This window comes from Clostridium rectalis (assembly GCF_900626095.1).
GTDB lineage: Bacteria > Bacillota > Clostridia > Clostridiales > Clostridiaceae > Clostridium_AS > Clostridium_AS rectalis.
Genome location: NZ_UYZZ01000015.1, coordinates 1 through 16662 on the forward strand (window position 1 = coordinate 1; position 16662 = coordinate 16662).

The 16662-nt window shown below is 24.2% G+C and carries 20 protein-coding genes and 1 pseudogene; all 21 read left to right on the forward strand.

Features of this window, described 5'->3' with window-relative positions; translation table 11 throughout:
- Positions 1 to 144: 144 nt before the first annotated feature.
- The 21 genes and pseudogenes from EJL03_RS16235 to EJL03_RS15370 all read left to right on the forward strand — a co-directional run bounded on the left by EJL03_RS16235 (position 145) and on the right by EJL03_RS15370 (position 16639).
- Positions 145 to 294 carry a hypothetical protein gene (locus EJL03_RS16235; RefSeq protein WP_164509121.1) on the forward strand — a complete coding sequence of 50 codons (150 nt, stop codon included), beginning with the start codon at positions 145 to 147 and terminating at the stop codon, positions 292 to 294.
- Between the two features lie 68 nt (positions 295 to 362).
- Positions 363 to 698: a hypothetical protein gene (locus tag EJL03_RS15275; protein ID WP_125154830.1), complete on the forward strand. Its 336-nt coding sequence runs from the start codon at positions 363 to 365 to the stop codon at positions 696 to 698.
- A 122-nt stretch (positions 699 to 820) separates the two neighbouring features.
- A complete protein-coding gene (locus EJL03_RS15280; protein WP_125154831.1) occupies positions 821 to 1135 on the forward strand; it encodes a hypothetical protein in 315 nt (104 codons plus the stop codon).
- Positions 1136 to 1207: 72 nt separating this feature from the next.
- Positions 1208 to 1639: a hypothetical protein gene (locus tag EJL03_RS15285; protein ID WP_125154832.1), complete on the forward strand. Its 432-nt coding sequence runs from the start codon at positions 1208 to 1210 to the stop codon at positions 1637 to 1639.
- A gap of 99 nt (positions 1640 to 1738) precedes the next feature.
- On the forward strand, positions 1739 to 2122 hold the full coding sequence (locus EJL03_RS15290) for a hypothetical protein (protein WP_125154833.1): 384 nt from the start codon (positions 1739 to 1741) through the stop codon (positions 2120 to 2122).
- Positions 2123 to 2153: 31 nt separating this feature from the next.
- Positions 2154 to 2440, forward strand: a pseudogene (locus EJL03_RS15295) (hypothetical protein).
- 63 nt (positions 2441 to 2503) lie between these two features.
- Positions 2504 to 2926 carry a hypothetical protein gene (locus EJL03_RS15300; protein WP_125154834.1) on the forward strand — a complete coding sequence of 141 codons (423 nt, stop codon included), beginning with the start codon at positions 2504 to 2506 and terminating at the stop codon, positions 2924 to 2926.
- 36 nt (positions 2927 to 2962) lie between these two features.
- The gene (locus tag EJL03_RS15305) at positions 2963 to 3208 is read left to right on the forward strand and encodes a hypothetical protein (protein WP_125154835.1); all 246 of its coding nucleotides are present in this window, start codon (positions 2963 to 2965) and stop codon (positions 3206 to 3208) included.
- A 17-nt stretch (positions 3209 to 3225) separates the two neighbouring features.
- On the forward strand, positions 3226 to 3738 hold the full coding sequence (locus tag EJL03_RS15310) for a hypothetical protein (RefSeq protein WP_125154836.1): 513 nt from the start codon (positions 3226 to 3228) through the stop codon (positions 3736 to 3738).
- Positions 3739 to 4001: 263 nt separating this feature from the next.
- Entirely contained in the window at positions 4002 to 4202 is a 201-nt protein-coding gene (locus EJL03_RS15315; RefSeq protein WP_125154837.1) for a hypothetical protein, read from the forward strand.
- Positions 4203 to 4267: 65 nt separating this feature from the next.
- The gene (locus EJL03_RS16490; protein ID WP_243108735.1) at positions 4268 to 4807 is read left to right on the forward strand and encodes a hypothetical protein; all 540 of its coding nucleotides are present in this window, start codon (positions 4268 to 4270) and stop codon (positions 4805 to 4807) included.
- 80 nt (positions 4808 to 4887) lie between these two features.
- Positions 4888 to 5364 carry a DNA-methyltransferase gene (locus EJL03_RS16495; protein ID WP_125154838.1) on the forward strand — a complete coding sequence of 159 codons (477 nt, stop codon included), beginning with the start codon at positions 4888 to 4890 and terminating at the stop codon, positions 5362 to 5364.
- 63 nt (positions 5365 to 5427) lie between these two features.
- On the forward strand, positions 5428 to 8265 hold the full coding sequence (locus EJL03_RS15330; protein WP_125154839.1) for an ATP-dependent helicase: 2838 nt from the start codon (positions 5428 to 5430) through the stop codon (positions 8263 to 8265).
- A 200-nt stretch (positions 8266 to 8465) separates the two neighbouring features.
- On the forward strand, positions 8466 to 9122 hold the full coding sequence (locus EJL03_RS15335; RefSeq protein ID WP_125154840.1) for a hypothetical protein: 657 nt from the start codon (positions 8466 to 8468) through the stop codon (positions 9120 to 9122).
- Positions 9123 to 9245: 123 nt separating this feature from the next.
- The gene (locus EJL03_RS15340) at positions 9246 to 9782 is read left to right on the forward strand and encodes a hypothetical protein (RefSeq protein WP_125154841.1); all 537 of its coding nucleotides are present in this window, start codon (positions 9246 to 9248) and stop codon (positions 9780 to 9782) included.
- Between the two features lie 321 nt (positions 9783 to 10103).
- Positions 10104 to 11336, forward strand: coding sequence for a hypothetical protein (locus tag EJL03_RS15345; protein WP_125154842.1), 1233 nt, complete (start codon positions 10104 to 10106; stop codon positions 11334 to 11336).
- A 105-nt stretch (positions 11337 to 11441) separates the two neighbouring features.
- Positions 11442 to 12404, forward strand: a complete 963-nt coding sequence (locus EJL03_RS15350; protein WP_125154843.1) for an AAA family ATPase — start codon at positions 11442 to 11444, stop codon at positions 12402 to 12404.
- Between the two features lie 62 nt (positions 12405 to 12466).
- Positions 12467 to 12922 carry a hypothetical protein gene (locus EJL03_RS15355; protein WP_125154844.1) on the forward strand — a complete coding sequence of 152 codons (456 nt, stop codon included), beginning with the start codon at positions 12467 to 12469 and terminating at the stop codon, positions 12920 to 12922.
- A 16-nt stretch (positions 12923 to 12938) separates the two neighbouring features.
- A complete protein-coding gene (locus EJL03_RS15360) occupies positions 12939 to 14432 on the forward strand; it encodes a replicative DNA helicase (protein WP_125154845.1) in 1494 nt (497 codons plus the stop codon).
- A 139-nt stretch (positions 14433 to 14571) separates the two neighbouring features.
- On the forward strand, positions 14572 to 15477 hold the full coding sequence (locus EJL03_RS15365) for a DNA primase (RefSeq protein WP_243108736.1): 906 nt from the start codon (positions 14572 to 14574) through the stop codon (positions 15475 to 15477).
- A 13-nt stretch (positions 15478 to 15490) separates the two neighbouring features.
- Positions 15491 to 16639 (forward strand): PD-(D/E)XK nuclease family protein, encoded by a 1149-nt coding sequence (locus EJL03_RS15370; protein WP_125154847.1) that lies wholly within the window; start codon positions 15491 to 15493, stop codon positions 16637 to 16639.
- Positions 16640 to 16662: the final 23 nt, after the last annotated feature.

Sequence of the window (16662 nt, forward strand, 5' to 3'; positions counted from 1 at the left end):
ATATATATCAAAAGAAAATTGCTAAAAGAGCAAACTGGATTTCCTTGGAGTGCTTGTAAAGGGATAGCTAAATATAGAGCACTATATGATTTTATTAGAATATGTGGTTAACGTCACAATTCAACTAGAAAGAGAAGAAGACAAATGTTATATAAAGAGGATTTTTATTCTTTAAAAAATTTATCAATAATTATTTTTTATTATGCAAATTTAGATGATAAAGATGAAGTTTTAAATAGCATTAATCAAATGAGAACTATTTTAGAAGAAATTGAAAAAGAGTTTAAAAAATAATTCGTAATTTAGATATCAGATAAACATCTTAAATTAAGGTGAAATAAAATTAAAAGGGAGATTTAGAAATGAGAAATTATGAAGAAGAATTAAGTTTTAAAGAGGTTATAGCTAATATTCAAGAAGGAGAAACTTATAATTTAATAGGAACAGCTTACAAGCTTAGAGAAATATCTATGCAAGATGGCATAATTAGATTTAAACATTCACAACCTCCATTATGCGTAGGAGGAGAAGAAAGATATGTAAAAAAACAAAAAGAAGTAAGCATAAATAATGTTGTTGAAGATGAAGAAGTGGAAGAAATTGCAGATTATCTTATAGAATTTGCTAGTGATGCTTTTAAGCATAAGGATAGAGAAGGACTTATAAAGGCTTTGAAACACTATAGAAAATGTATTTAGTTCACAATCCAAAAATAAGATTACATTTTGAAATAAATATGAATTTAGAGAGGTGATAATAAAACATGATTTGAAATTTGTGAATAGTAAGTGGTAATTGTTTAATAATAGGGAGGAAAACTATGGTAAGTTTAGAATCAGCTAAAATTATTGTTAATTATTTAAAAGAGAATGAAAAAATTCTTTATAGAAATAATGTAAATGTATTTGGAGATGAGGAAATTGTTTATTTATATAATACAAAAGATGATAGAGATAAACATATAGAAGAAATGAAAGAAAAAGGTTGGGAATATGATATAGATATGCAAAAAACACAAGAAGAAATATATGTATCTTTTTACAATAAAGAAAATAGTATTTATGTATTAAGAGCTTGGTTTCATAGAAGAAATGATTCAGATATAGTTACATGGTATAAGGAAAATAAAAAATAAAATTCATATAGCATAAGAAACTATTGTGTTTTATAATTTAGATATATTAAAAGTAGAAAGTGGGCTTATCATATGAAAACATGTAAAACACAAGAAAAATTTGAGAAAGAAGTTTATGATCTAGTAGGTGACGAATATAGTGTACTTGGTAAATATATAAAAGGTAGTATAAAAATTAGAATGAAACATAATAAGTGCGAACACGAGTGGGAAGTAATTCCTGATAAATTTTTGCAGTCAACTCGTTGTCCAGAGTGTCGTAGAGGAGGAAAGAAATCGCACGAAAAGTTTGTAGAAGAAGTATATCAATTAGTTAGTGATGAGTATACTGTACTTGGTAAATATATAAAAAGCAGTAAAAAAGTAAGGATGAAACATAATATATGTGGTTATGATGAGTGGGATGTAGCTCCAGATAATTTTCTACGTGGCACTCGTTGTCCAAAATGTGCATATAAGAGAATAAGTAAAGCACAGATAGAAAGATGTAAAAGGAAAAAGTAATATTTTATAAGTTAAAACCATTATTTTATATGAAGTTAAATATGGTAAAATAGATTTATAGTAATGGAGGGATAATAATGAAAAATATTTATAAAAAATTTGGATTGCAAGAAGAATTTAATGAAATTAATAAATGTTAAGAAAAAAGTGTATTCTAAAAAAGATTATAATTGTAAATTGGTAGATAAAATTAATAAATTAGCTGGTAAAAGTGAATACTTGGATGAGTTATTAAAATTAACGAATAGAAAATTAAGAAATAAAATTGGTCATGGAGATATATATTATGATTTTAAAGAATGCGTTTTTAAAACAAATACTCAAAAAACTATTTGTAATTATAAGGATTTTGAGGAATCAACTTTTGATTCCTTTGCATTTGAGAGTGGTCTTTCACTATCGTTTCAGATGTTTAATCTAATGTGTCTAAATGAAATAGAAACATTAGAAAAATATGTACAAAGAATAGAAGACATCTCTTAATTTAAATTTTGATACTAGTGAAGGTGAGAATATGAATTTATTTACTTTTAATATTTTAATAGGGGCAATGGCTTTTATATAAGCAAAATAAACAATATGAATGAAGACCCATTTAAAGCCTTTAATTTGATTCAAGAAAGTTTAGAGGAAATAGATAATGAAAAAATAACTAACTTTGTTAATGGATTAATAAATGCTAGTATATCTAATCCCCTAATAGGATATTTTTTCATATTTTTAGTGTATATGACACCTATTTTAAATTTATTGTTATTAATTAAAGGTATAATAAAATATTTTAAAAAGAAAGATGATTAATATAGTAGATTAAAAAAATAAGAAACAAATATAAAATAATTTAATTATAAAGGAGTAAAGTATATGAGCTTTTATAAAATTGGAACTTGTGATTATTGTGATGAAGAAAATCAGATTCTAAGACCTTCACCATTTATGGTCGATATGTCTTCTATGATGTGTGAATATTGTTGGAATGAAACTAAAAAAGAATACATGAATTCTAATGGTGAGTATATTCCTGACTCTGATAGTAGAAAAGAAGAATATAAAGAATTGACAAGTAATTTAGTAAATATAAGTCCAAGTTATTTAAAATCTATTTCAATAAATGCTTTTAAGCATCCTGACAATCTAAATGGTAAGATTGTAGGAATAGAATATGTTACACCTAAAGGATTAGATAAAAGATTGTGTTATAAAGTACAGTGGTGGGATATAGAGGATTATATTCCTGTGTCAGATGTTGAAAAAGGAATTTATAAAATAGTAGATACAATTAGTTAAATAAATAAAAATTTTAAAAATAAAGAGGTGGATAAAATGAAAAATATAATAGATTCCTTATTGCATCAGCTAAAATGTAGAGTTACTGTTACTGAATATACATATATTCATGGTAGTGGTATGGCGAACGTAGCAATGTTTTCAATTCCTAAATGTACAAAAGTTATTTATTATTCAGATATAAATGAAATGAAACAAGCTTTGAAGGGATTTAAAAATAATGAAAATATAATGATTGATGATATTCAATATGTTAAAAATAATAAATCTATATTTAATTAACTAAAATTTAAAAAGGAGTGGTTAAAATACATACTGAAGAAACAATAAATAAAAAATTTATAGGAAGAAATGAATATCCAATTTGGTATTATAAAGAATTGGAATCAGTAGATGTAGATTGTGTAATATTTTATTTATTAAAAAAGACTTTTGTAGTTGAGATAAATGGAAGTAAACATGAAATAACTTTTGGTAAAAATAATAGGGATGAAATTGTACAATGTATTAAATATGATGATACAAAAAATTCAAATCTATGTTCTTTTCAGGTTATAGAAAAGGGATTTAAAAAAGGTAAATGGTTTGTAATTACAGATAAAGATACATCAGATGAATTTAAAAAGGATTATAATAAAAGAAAAGCAGAATTTAAAAAAGAAGAATCTAAAGAATTTTATAAAGATATATTAAAAAATGCTTTAAAAGGTATGAAAGAATTAACTGAAGAAGATAAAAATAAACATATGCAATTTTTAGATAAAGCTTCTTATGAAGAATTAGAAAAATTGTTTGACAGTTTAATAGATTAGTTTAAAATAATTTATAAAATAATAGAAAGAGGTAGTTAAATAAATATAAGGGATGATAAATTTATAGAATATATGTTAAATCAGACAAGCATTATTAAAAGTTGTTTAAGAAATGGTTTTGTAAACGAAGCATTATTTTATATAGTTTCTATAGAAATGTTATTTGAAATAGCTTTAAAAGAGGACTAAGCATACTTAATTTAAATTGAGGATTTTATGCAAATTTAAAATAATTTAATAAATACAAAGGAGGCATTATCTACATGTTTAAATTTCCAATTATAGGTGAAATAGATGGAAAATCAATAAAAATAGTTATAGGCAATAGATATAAATTTATTACTGATAAAGGCATATTTGAAGGAACATTAACTGAATGTAATGATTCACAATTTTTATTAAAAACTACAGATGGTGGATTTTGGATAGATTTTGAAATTATAAATGATATTGAAATTCTTTAATTTTAGCAACTTGTGAGTCAAGGAAATTGTAAATAAAATTATTATAAAAATTAGGGGGAATTTGTATGTATAAGCTAAATTTAAATGAAATGACTATAGATAATATAGATAAAAACCAAATAATTTGTTTAGTTGATACTAAAAGACCAGATTTATTTGAAAAAAAGGTAAATGAAATGTTAGATAAGGCTAATAAATATGAGAGGGCAATAGAATTATTAAAAGAATTTGCTTTTTATGATGTTGAAGGAAGCATTAAAGAACATTGTAATAGAGCTTTAGAAGTTCAGAATTTTTTAAGAGATAGTACAGAAAAAGAATGGTTATTTGATATGTTAAAAAAACATGGAGATAAGGAATTAGAATGGAAAAGTGAAATGACTGAATGGGGTGAAATATATTGTCCATTTTTAGGCAGAGATGTAATGACATATTATCCAACTGGAATGCGACCTTATGATACAATAACTAATCCATTTGTTGATGAAGATGGAGGAGTATATTACTACAAATACGATCATGACGAGGGCGGATGGAGAGAAGATATTTTCAGTGTTTGTGAAACAGATGAATATGAAAATATAGAAGAAGTTTTGTTTTATTAGTAAATAATTTAAATTAAACATTTTATCGTAATTTATTTAAATATAAAATAATTTAATAAAAAATTAATGGGAGGGATAGAATGATAGAGTTGAATAAAATATATAATGAGGATTGCTTGGTAGGATTGAAAAAAATACCTGATAAATCAGTGAATCTTATAGCAATAGACCCGCCTTACAATATCGGTAAAGCCGATTGGGATTTAATATGTAAACTAATAGGGAAATATGATTACAAATTATTATTAAATAAATATATGAAATCAAGATACATATTTAATAATCAAAATTTACCAAGTGTTTGGCAACATGAACCCATAAAACAAAATGGACATACAACTCCTAAACCAATAGAAATATTAAAAAATATTATATTAACTTCCTCAAATGAGGGAGATACCATTTTAGATTGCTTTATGGGCAGTGGAAGTACAGCAATAGCATGTATATATACAAATAGAAATTACATAGGTTTTGAATTAAATAAAAATTATTATACTATAGCCAAAAATAGAATTGATACATGTTTAGAAAACAATAAATTACATATAAATTAATATAAAATCTAGTTTTTATGATAACTTAAAATAATTTAATAATAACAGAGAGGGAGAGACTAAATGGAAAACATAAAATTATATCAATTAAAAAATATAAAACAATGTCCATTTAAAGCTTATATTTCACAATTTGATTTTAAAACATTAGTTAATAAGTCAGCAATGATAAGAAAGGTTTATAAAAATGTACTTTGCAATTATAACTTTATAAAACTATCACAATCGCAATTAAAAGACATAATATCAGAGCAGTTAGAAGATAAATATTTTTTAACTAATCAAGAAAAAGAAATTGAAATGTTAACTATATTAAATAATTTAACTAGATACATAGAATATGAAAAAACATTAAATAGAAAACTATTGGCTAGAAACATATATAACAATATTCAAATAGGAGATAAAAATATTGAATTAAATGCAGATATAGTGTTTGATAATGGGAATAATATTGAAATTATAAAATATAAAACTAGTTCAACTAAATTAAGTTATAAGGCTAGAACAGAGAAGAACTTACCTTATAATGATATTGAGCTATATTTATTAAGAAATTTAGGAGAGAAATTGTTCTCACAATATAATAAACCTATAGTAGCTTCATATTATCATTTAAAAGGTAAAAGTGAAGATAAAAATACATATGAACAGTTTTTAAATGATAAATCAGTTTTAATATCAAAATTAAATGAATTAAATTCTATAGTTCCTAATGATAAAAAGGAGAAGAAATCCATAGATAAACAAATAAAAACTATAAAAGATGTATTATACTTTGATAATACTCAAGGGAACAATATAATATCTTTTGACTATGACAATGACCTATCAGACGAAATTATTGAATTGTCAAACACAAAGTTAAATTTTAACTCAGAAAAATGTCAATCTAGTGATTGTGAGTTTTGTAACTATGGTACCCTGTGCAATCATAAATATATAGATAAAAGTGATGGAGTAGAAGAAGTTGAAAGTTTGAAAAAATGTAACGGAGAAGTTAAATTAACTGAAGCACAAAAGCAAGTTGTAGGTATTGAAGAAGGTAATTATAGAGTTAATTCCGTTGCAGGAAGCGGTAAAAGCACTACAATGGTACTAAGAGCTATAGAATTATTTAAAAAGGGATATAAACCTAACGATATTTTAATGATAACTTTTACTAACAAAGGTTGCGAAGAACTAAAAGAGAAAATAACTTATTGGTTATCATATTATGATATCAAAGGTATATATCCAAGGAATTTAAATATATTTACATTCAATAGTTTTGGAGAAAGTGTAATTTCCAAAGAATGGGGTAAATTAGGGTTTACTGAGAAACCTCAATTAGCAACTATGATGGATATTAATGACATTATAAAGGAATTATTAAAAGAATATAATAAAATTGAGTGGCTAAACTATAAAAATCCTTTATTAAATTATCCTAATGCTAAAGGAGCTTTTAAACAATTATTAATATACTTTAACTTAATAAAAAGTTTCAATTATAATGCTGTTAGTTTAATTGAAAATGTATTAATAAAAGAAAAAGGTAATTTAAGTATAAAAGAGCTAAAAGAAAAGTCATTCTTAATATTTGATTTGTATGATAAATTTAATGAAAAATTGCAAGAAAAGAACTTATTACAATATCAAGACCAAGTATTGTATTTAATAGAGTTATTAGAGGAATATCCAGAGTTAAAAAATATGTATGGATATAAGCATATTATTGTAGATGAGTATCAAGATACAGATTCTACACAAGTTGATTTACTACATTTATTAAGCAAATGTGATAGATTTAAGTCGTTAATGGTAGTAGGAGATAACTCACAGGCAATTTATAGTTTTAGAAATACAACTCCAAAAAACATATTAAAGTTTGATAGAGAATTTAAAAATGTTAAAGATATATTTTTATTAAATAATTTTAGATCAACTCCACAAATATGTAATGTAGCAAATAAATTAGATAAGTTAAATAGTCAAAGAATTGATAAGGAAATAATAAGTAAAAAAGAAAATGGACAAATACCACAATTATTAGAATTTAAAATTATAAATAATGAAAATAAGTATATAGTAAATCTAATTCAAGAAAAGATTAGAGAAGGAATGTCTAAACATGAGATATGCTATATTGCTAGAACGAAAAAAGAATTATTAGAGTTACAAAAACTATTAAATGAAAAGGGTATTCCTAATATGGTAGAGGCTAGTGAATTGTATTTAGATAATACAAATGTACAGTGCATTATTAATTTAGCTAATTTCTTTAGAAATATGGAGCAGGATTATTATTTAATGGAATATTTATTAATAGCAGATAATAGACTTTTAGAAATAGACAAAGAATCTTTTAAAGAAATAGTGCAAACTATTAAAAATGAAATCATGGAAGAAGTCCAAGAAATAAACAATAAAGTAGATGATGAAAGTATAGAAGGTGTAAACAAGGAAGAATTGAAAATCAATTGTTTTTATAAAAGAATACAGTCAATTATAGATAAAGATGAGGTAGCGAAATCTTTTATAGAGAATATACAAAATAGAAAATTCTATACTTTTAATGAACTATTAAGTTATTTATATAAAATAGCTTTATATAATGACGATACAAGTATTAAAAAAGATGATAAAAAATATAATGCCGTAATATTAACTACAGCACACAGTAGTAAAGGTAAAGAGTGGTCAGTAGTAATTAACTCAATCAATAAATATAAATATGAAGATATAAAAAATGATTTAGATTTATTAGAGGAAGAACGAAGATTATTGTTTGTAAGTTTAACAAGAGCTAAAGATGAATTATATATTACATATAATACTAATCAAAATAAGGCAAGAAATAAAGGCAAGTATTGTTTATTTGCCGATGAATTGCAAGATGTGCAGAAGATAGAAGAATAATTTAAAACATATTATATAAACTTGACAAACATAAAACAATTTGATAATATATAAATATAAGATAAACGCATTGATTTGTAGGGATTATCTTAAAAAATATTTACAAATACAAAACAATTTGACAAGATTAAAATAACATGATATACTAAAATAGTAAGATAAATGAAAACAATAATTAATTAAATGGAGGGATTTAAATAATGAACTTTTTAGATGAAATACTTAAAGAAATGGTAAAAGAATGTGAAAAAGAAAGGAATGATCATCAAGAGAAGTTAAAAGAGAAAAAAGATATAAAGGAACAAGTAAAACAAAATAAGATTAACAATGCTTTTCGTATTGATTTAAGTGATATGAAAAACAAAGTTAATAAACAAGATAGTAAAAATACAAACTATCAAAATATATTAGATAAAAAAGAAAAGAATATAGATAATAGAAAAGATTTGAAAAAAGGAGATATAGTAAGAATAATAAAAGGAGAATATAAGGGTATAACTAAAGAATGTGAGTTCTTAGAATATTGCAAAGGAATGGACAAGATGTTATTAAAATTAGATGAATTAAATCCTTTGTATGTTAACCCAGAAGATATAGAATTAGTTAGAAAAGCAATTACTCAATATGATATAAAATATAGTAAACCATTAAGTGATATAGCATCAATGGTAATTATAGATGATACGGTAGTAAAAAATAGATATGATGAAAAGCTAAATTTACTTGTACAAACAGAAGATAAGATAAAAATATATTGTAATGATAAAATTAACATAATGTCATTTTATCATATAGTAAATAATTTAAATCAGAAAGCAAAGGAAAATATTAAAATAATAAAATGTTGGGAGGAATAAGATGTTAGATTTAGAAGCTAAGGGTTTACTACGTATTTCCCAAACAATGATTTAATAAATGTACAGCTAGATAAATAGTAAACTAATATAAAATAATTTAATATAATATTAAGGGTGGTATGAATGGTTATATCAAATGGTATGCTCGAAATGGATATTGAAGACTTGTTAATTACGGATAAACAAAAAAATAAATATAAAATTAGATACGCTAAAAACAACAAATGTGTAATTTCAGACATTAAAAATAAAATAATAAAAGTTACTACTTGGGATGAAATAAAAAGAGTGTGTAGTAATACAATAGAAAATACAAGAGATATGGACGTAAAACGACAATTGGAAGAAATGTATATTATTAAAGAGGAGCATTTTATTAAAGAAAGTGGAATTGTTACCTTATCAAATACACCATTAGAAGATAGTAATATTTATATAGAATTTGATGACTGTGATAAGATATTACAAATAAAATATGATAAGGAAAAAGAAGTAATGTTTATGCCAAATGAATATGAAAATTATAAAAAACCAGTTTATTGTACTTACAAAATTAAAGATTGGGTAGATGTAGTTGAAATAAAAGCAGACGATTGTAATGGAATATCATTAGAAGATATTAGAGGAGAAGATGCAGAAGGGTGGTGCGTTACATATTAAAATTTCAAGAGGTATAATAAAACCAATAAAAAGAAATAATTCCCCACCTTGTAAATAAAGGCTCATATAATGAACTAGAATGATAAAAAGTTGTAAAAAATTACACAATTTTAAAATTTGAGTAAATCGACTATTTCTGACTAAAATACAAAAGATGAAATACTACAACCGTTGATATAACTAGGTTGTAAATACGAAATAATTTAATAAAGCATGAATTTTATCCAAACTTAATTTATAGACAAAATTAAAAATTAACATAAATCAAATATAAAATAATTCAATAATGATATTTTTAAAATTGAAAGGGGAAATATACATATGGCAAAAGAAACACAATTAAACAAACTTAAAAAGGGTGCATCAACTTTCAACCTAATAGGAGAGGCTAAAATAAAAGATTTTACATTTAAATTAGATATAGAAAGTCAAAAATCAGATTGGTTATATAATCAAATGAATTTAGGAATAGATTGTGGAGAAAATGGCATAATATATGCTGATATGATGGGTGGATATGGTACAGAAAGACAAAATCAATTGTATGTGCATGGTATAAAAGAAAATGAAAATGGAAGAAAACAGGATGATTTTCAAACTAAATTTACAATAGATTGGGAAGATAGATTTGATGAAGAAGTATTAAAGACCATAGGAGATATGTGTTTTATAACTGTAGGAATTGAAAAAGATGAAAATGGTAAAACAGTATATAAAAAATTCTTATCTGAATATGATGCTATTCAATACATAAAAGATAATTTAAAAGATGGAACAATAGTTAATGTAAAAGGAAATCTTACATATTCTTTATATAATGATACTGTTCAGGCACAAAAGAAAATAACAAGTATTTGTTTATCAAAGGCAGAGCAAACCCAATTTAAAGCAACTTTTACTCAGATGTTGTTATTAGATAAAGACAGCGTAGGAAAAGTGGATAAAGAAACTTTAACTATTCCTATATATGCAAAGGTTTTAGATTATGTGAAAGAATTTGATAAAGAAATAGTTAAAACGACATTACCTTTAGCAAAAACTTTTAATATAAAAGTTACTAAAGAAGATGCAGATAAAGTTAAAAAACTGTTAAAATTCTTCAAAGCAAAACCTAAAACAATAACATCTTTGGTTGTAGATGGGGTATTTTCAAGAGGAGAAGTTAATACAACTGAAGTAACTGAAGATGACATACCAAATGATATAAAAGATTTAATAGAATTAGGATATGTTGATAAAGAAGAAGTTTTAAATAAGATAGCTTTAGCTAATGGCGGAGGAAATAAACCAGAACAAATGATAATTATATCTCCACATATAAAGATGGTGGGAGATGAGGTTAAAACACCTACTATTGAAAGAATTATTGAAGCATATACAGAAGATGATTTAAATATAGCATTAATTTTACAAACTTTAAATATTGAGAAAAAGTCAGAAGATGTTAATACTGAGGAAGATATTGACAAAGAGGATGTTATTAATAAAGCTATTGAAAAAATAGAAGATGATTCAGATGATGATAACGATGATAATTGGTTAAAAAACCTATAATACATATTTTAGTTAATAAGAATTAAACTTAAAAATTAATATAGAGAGACTAATCTCTCTATATTAAAAATAATTTAATAAAATTTGAAGGGTGGAATTTACATAATGGGATTATTTAAAAAGGTATCAGAAGTAAAGTCAGGAATAAAGGTTTTAGGATATGGAACAACAGGTACAGGGAAAACATTGTTTGCATTGTCATTTCCACAAAGTTGTGCAATAGATGCTGAAGATGGTATGGCATTTTATAAAGGAAAATATCCAAATTTGAAGTACATATTAAATTCTACTTCAGCAGATGAAGTAGAAGAGGCTTTGGATGAAATCACAGACGATGAAGATATGATTAAAGATATAAATACTTTTATCATTGATAGTGAAACAAAAATTTATGAAAATATGCAACATTCAGCATTAAATGTAGCAGAAAGAAGAGCTAGAAATAAAGGTCAACTTGTAGACGATGCTAATATATCACAAAGAGAATGGGGAAAAATCAAATTAATAAATAAAAGGATTCAATCAACTAAAATTATGTTATGTAGTAAGGGTATTAACGTAGTATCAATTGCACAAGAAAAAGATATAAAAGAAAAAAAAGGTGAGAATTGGGTAGTAGTGGGACATGCTCCAGATACAGCAAAAGGTTTTGAATATGATTATGATATAGTATTAAGATTTTTTACAGAAATAGATGCTAAATCTAATGAAGAGGTATTTAAAGCAGAAATAATAAAAGATAGAACTCAAAAATATAAAAAAGGAGATATAATAGCAAATCCTTCTTATGATAATTGGAAAGATATAGTAGAGAAAAAATCAGAATTAGATGAAAATATAATAGATTTTAAAAAGGATATTGAAAAAGATGAAAATAAAATGAAAACAGAATCAGAAGAAATTTCAGAAATGATAGAAACATTTAAAAAATATATGAAAGAATTAAATAAAGAAAAACAAAAAGAAGTAGCTATAAAAGCAAAAGAATTAAAAATAGAAAATCCTTTAAAATGTGATAATAAAGGTAGTTTAAAAGAATTAATAGATTACATAAAAACATTAGTATAACAAATAGAGGAAGTATATTCTTCCTCTATGTTTTAAAAATTTAACAAGGGGTTGAATCTAAGTTGACTAATAAAACTAAAAACATAGAACATGAAAAATTTTTAGAGTTATGTGAATATGTAAAAAACGAAATATTGGAATTACCTAAAGAATGTAAATTTCCTAAGTTTTTAGCGTTAAGATTAAGGGGTTTACATGAGGGTAAATTTATGGCGAATAATAAAATAAAACCTATGGCAAGTTATGATTATGAAATTATTCTTTTAACTTTTAAAATTAACAAGTTTGATATGTTAGTAAAATTAAGACAAAGAGATTTGTTTAAAACGGAGAAACATAGAATTAATTATATGATGGCTATTGTTGAAGGAAAAATAAATGATGTGGTATTAAAAGTCAAAAGTAGCAAAAAAGCAAAAGAACATACTTTAAATGTAAATATAAATGATACTTTGGCAGCCGAATATGAACCTAAAACTAAGCAAATGAATAATAATTTGTTAAATAACCTATGGTAAAAGAGGTGATACTTGTTTGACTAAAATAAAAAAGAATGAATTAAACGATTCAGAATTAGAAGCAATAAAAAAAGTAAAAGAATATAAATTAGCATGTGAAGCTAATATAGTAGCAATTTTATGGAAACAACCAGATTTATATTTAACATACGACAATCTAACATTAGAAAGCTTTTTACATAATGAATGGAAGGTTTATTGGCAAATTGGACATGATATTATGGTTAAAGAGGATAAACCTAATTTAGATGAAATAACAGTTAATTTATTTTTAGAAAAACATTTAAAATTAAAAGATAAATATGATGAATATGGTGGATTTCAAACAATAACATTAGCAACTAAATATATTCAAGTAGAAAACATAGATGGATATATAAAAGAATTAAATAAATGGAATACGGTAATTAAATTAATAAAAATGAAATTCCCTGTATCTCATAGACTAAAAGAGTTTGTAGATATGTCAGCAGAAAATATTTATGATGAATATGAAGCTATTTTAAATCATATTTTCATAAATGTTGAAGGAGATGATATTACTTATGATATTTCAGATGGAATAGATGAATTAATAGATGAATTAGATAAAGGTTCGGCTGTAGGATTACCATTATATAATGCTGATTTATTGAATAAAGAAACAGGAGGAAATTTAGTAGGAAATATAACTTTAACAGGTGGAGTATCTGGAGCAGGTAAAACAACAATGACTAGGAACGTTGTATTGCCATCAATATTAAAATATGACGAAATAATAGTAATAATGATTAATGAAGAAGGTAAGAAAAAGTGGCAAAGAGAAATGTTAATTTGGGTAGCGAATAATATTTATAAAAAAGATGTTCAAAAATATAAACTAAGAGATGGGAAATATGATGATGACTTTAAAGATTTTTTAAAAAACAAATGTGCAAAATGGATAAAAGATCATAAAAAACAGATAATTTTAAAACCATTTAATAGTTATACTACAGATAAAGCAATAAAATGTATTAAAAAATATGCACATATGGGAGTTAAGTATTTTATATTAGATACATATAAAACAGATTCCAATGTAGGCGGAGGAGATAGTGCATTTTGGTTAAATATGCAACAGAATATGGTAAAAATATATGATGTTATTAAACCAGAAGTGCTGAATTTACATATATGGATAACATTTCAGTTATCAAAAAGTAGTGCAAAACAAAGGTTTTATAGTCAAGACAATATAGGAATGGCTAAGAATATAGTTGATGTAGCTTCAACTTGTATTATGATTAGAGGTTTATTTGAAGATGAGTATAAGGGGGGAAAGCATGAATTGAAAGTATTTAAATTAAGTGGTAAAAATGGAAAAACTAAAATTCCTGTAGAATTAGATAAAAATAAACATTATCAAATTTTGTTCATTGTTAAGAATAGAGAAGGTAGTACAAATGATTATCAGATTGTAGTAGAACATGATTTGAGTAGAAATACATATAAAGAAATTGGAATAACAAATGTACCTGTAGATTTTTAATTGATGGGAGGGTAGGTGAACTCCAATTAAAACATATGAGCTTAAACAATATATAATAGAAAATAATAAATTAGAAGAAGTTTTAGAAGCTATTGGATGTCATGGAATTAGACCTTATACAAAAGAATATAGATGTGGTTTGCCTAACCATAAAAATACTACATCTATAGCCATAAAAAGACATAATTTAAAGGTAAAAATTTTTACTAAAGAAAAGGATGTACAAGGTGATATTTTTACTTTAGTAATGCATATAAAAGATATAGATTTTCCTCAAGCAAATAAAGAATTACATAAGATTTTAGGTTTAAAATTTACATTTAGTATAAAGGAAAAGAAAGAAGAAAAAAAAGATATATTAAAAATATTTAAAAAAGCAAAAGATAATCATATATCTTATGAAGATGAAAAAATAGAGATTTATCATAACGATTTTTGTAGAGAATTTATTGATTTGCCTTATATTGGTTGGATAAAAGAAGGAATTATGCCTTATACTCAAAAAAGATTTAATATAGGATACAGTAAAGAAAGGAATAGAGTAGTTATACCTCATAGATTATGGTGTGGAAATAAAAATGATTATGTAGGAGTAATGGGTAGAACATTAATTAAAAATTATGATATCTTGGATATTCCTAAATATTTTCCATTAATAGCTTTTCCTAAAAGCATGAATTTATATGGGTTACAAGAAAATTATGAATATATTCAAAAATCAGGTAAAGTAATTGTTTTTGAAGCAGAAAAATCTGTACTGAAATTAGATTCTTTATTATGTCGATGGGGAGTAGCATTAGGAGGTCATGAACTAAGCGATGAACAAATTAAGATATTATTATCTTTAGATGTAGAAATTATATTTGCTATGGATAATGATATGAGTGAACACTTGTCGATAGATATGTGTAATAGAGTTAAACAATTTAGAAAAACAAGTTATATATATGACAAATGGGGATTATTAGAAAAAAAAGATAGTCCAATTGATAAAGGAATGAAAATTTTTCAATCTTTATTAAAACATAGAATCAAACTAATCTAAAAGGTGGGGTTAAATGAGAAAAACAAAACAAGAATTGGAGAATATAAAGAAAAAACATAATGTAAAAACATTATGGTCATGGTCAAAATATAATTCATATAAAACAGACCCTTATGGATGGTATTTAAAATACATAAAACACGAACCCGAAACAAAATCCTCTATTTATGGAGCCAGTGGAGGCATTTGCCATGATATTATTGAAAATTTTTATTTAGGCAAAATCAAATATGAAGATATGATAAAAGAATATGAGTTAAAATTATTTGAAATGAATGTTGCAGGTTTGAAATACAATAGAAAAGATGAAAAAGCTAATGAAAAAATAGCTAATAGATATGAAGATTGTATTAGATTGTTTTATCAACAACATATTCCTATTAAAACAAAAGTAATAACAGAACAATTTGTAACAATAAAAGTTAGTAATAATATTTTTCAAGGATATATAGACTTCATACATAAAGATGAAAATGGAAATTTTGTTATTACAGATTGGAAGACATCAACTATTTATGTTGGTAAAAAAATAGATAAAGAAAAAGGACAGTTGGTATTATATGCACAAAGTCTAATACAAAAGGGAGTTCCTTTAGAAAAAATAAAAATTAGATGGAATTTTCTTAAATATTGTAAACTTACATATACCTTGGCAGGAAAAGATAAAGTAACGAAAAAAAATAAAATAGCATCTAAAAATGTATTAAGAAATGAATGGGTTAAATCAATTGAAAACAATTTAAAAATGTGGTTAACTAAGAGCAAACAATTTAATGAATTTGAAATAGAAGATATGGTTTTAAAAGCTATTATAAATAATAATTTAGATAATATGCCAAAAGAAATTCAAGAAAAATATTTCATAGAAGATTGTTATGTTTACATACCTTTAAATAAAGACTCTATTAATGAATTAAATAAAGATATAAATGATACAATTGACGAAATTAAATCTAATATCAAAGTTTATAATATAACTCAAAATGATAAAATATGGTGGACTGAAATAGATAAATCTAATGAGTTTTATTTTACTAATTTATGTGGCTATAGTGCGAAACAACATAAGCCATATAAAGAGTATTTAGATAATATTAATTTGTTTATAAAAGATAAGAAGGAGAATGATGAAATAGATGATAGTTGGTTAAATGATTTATAACATATTTTATTAAACACAATTTA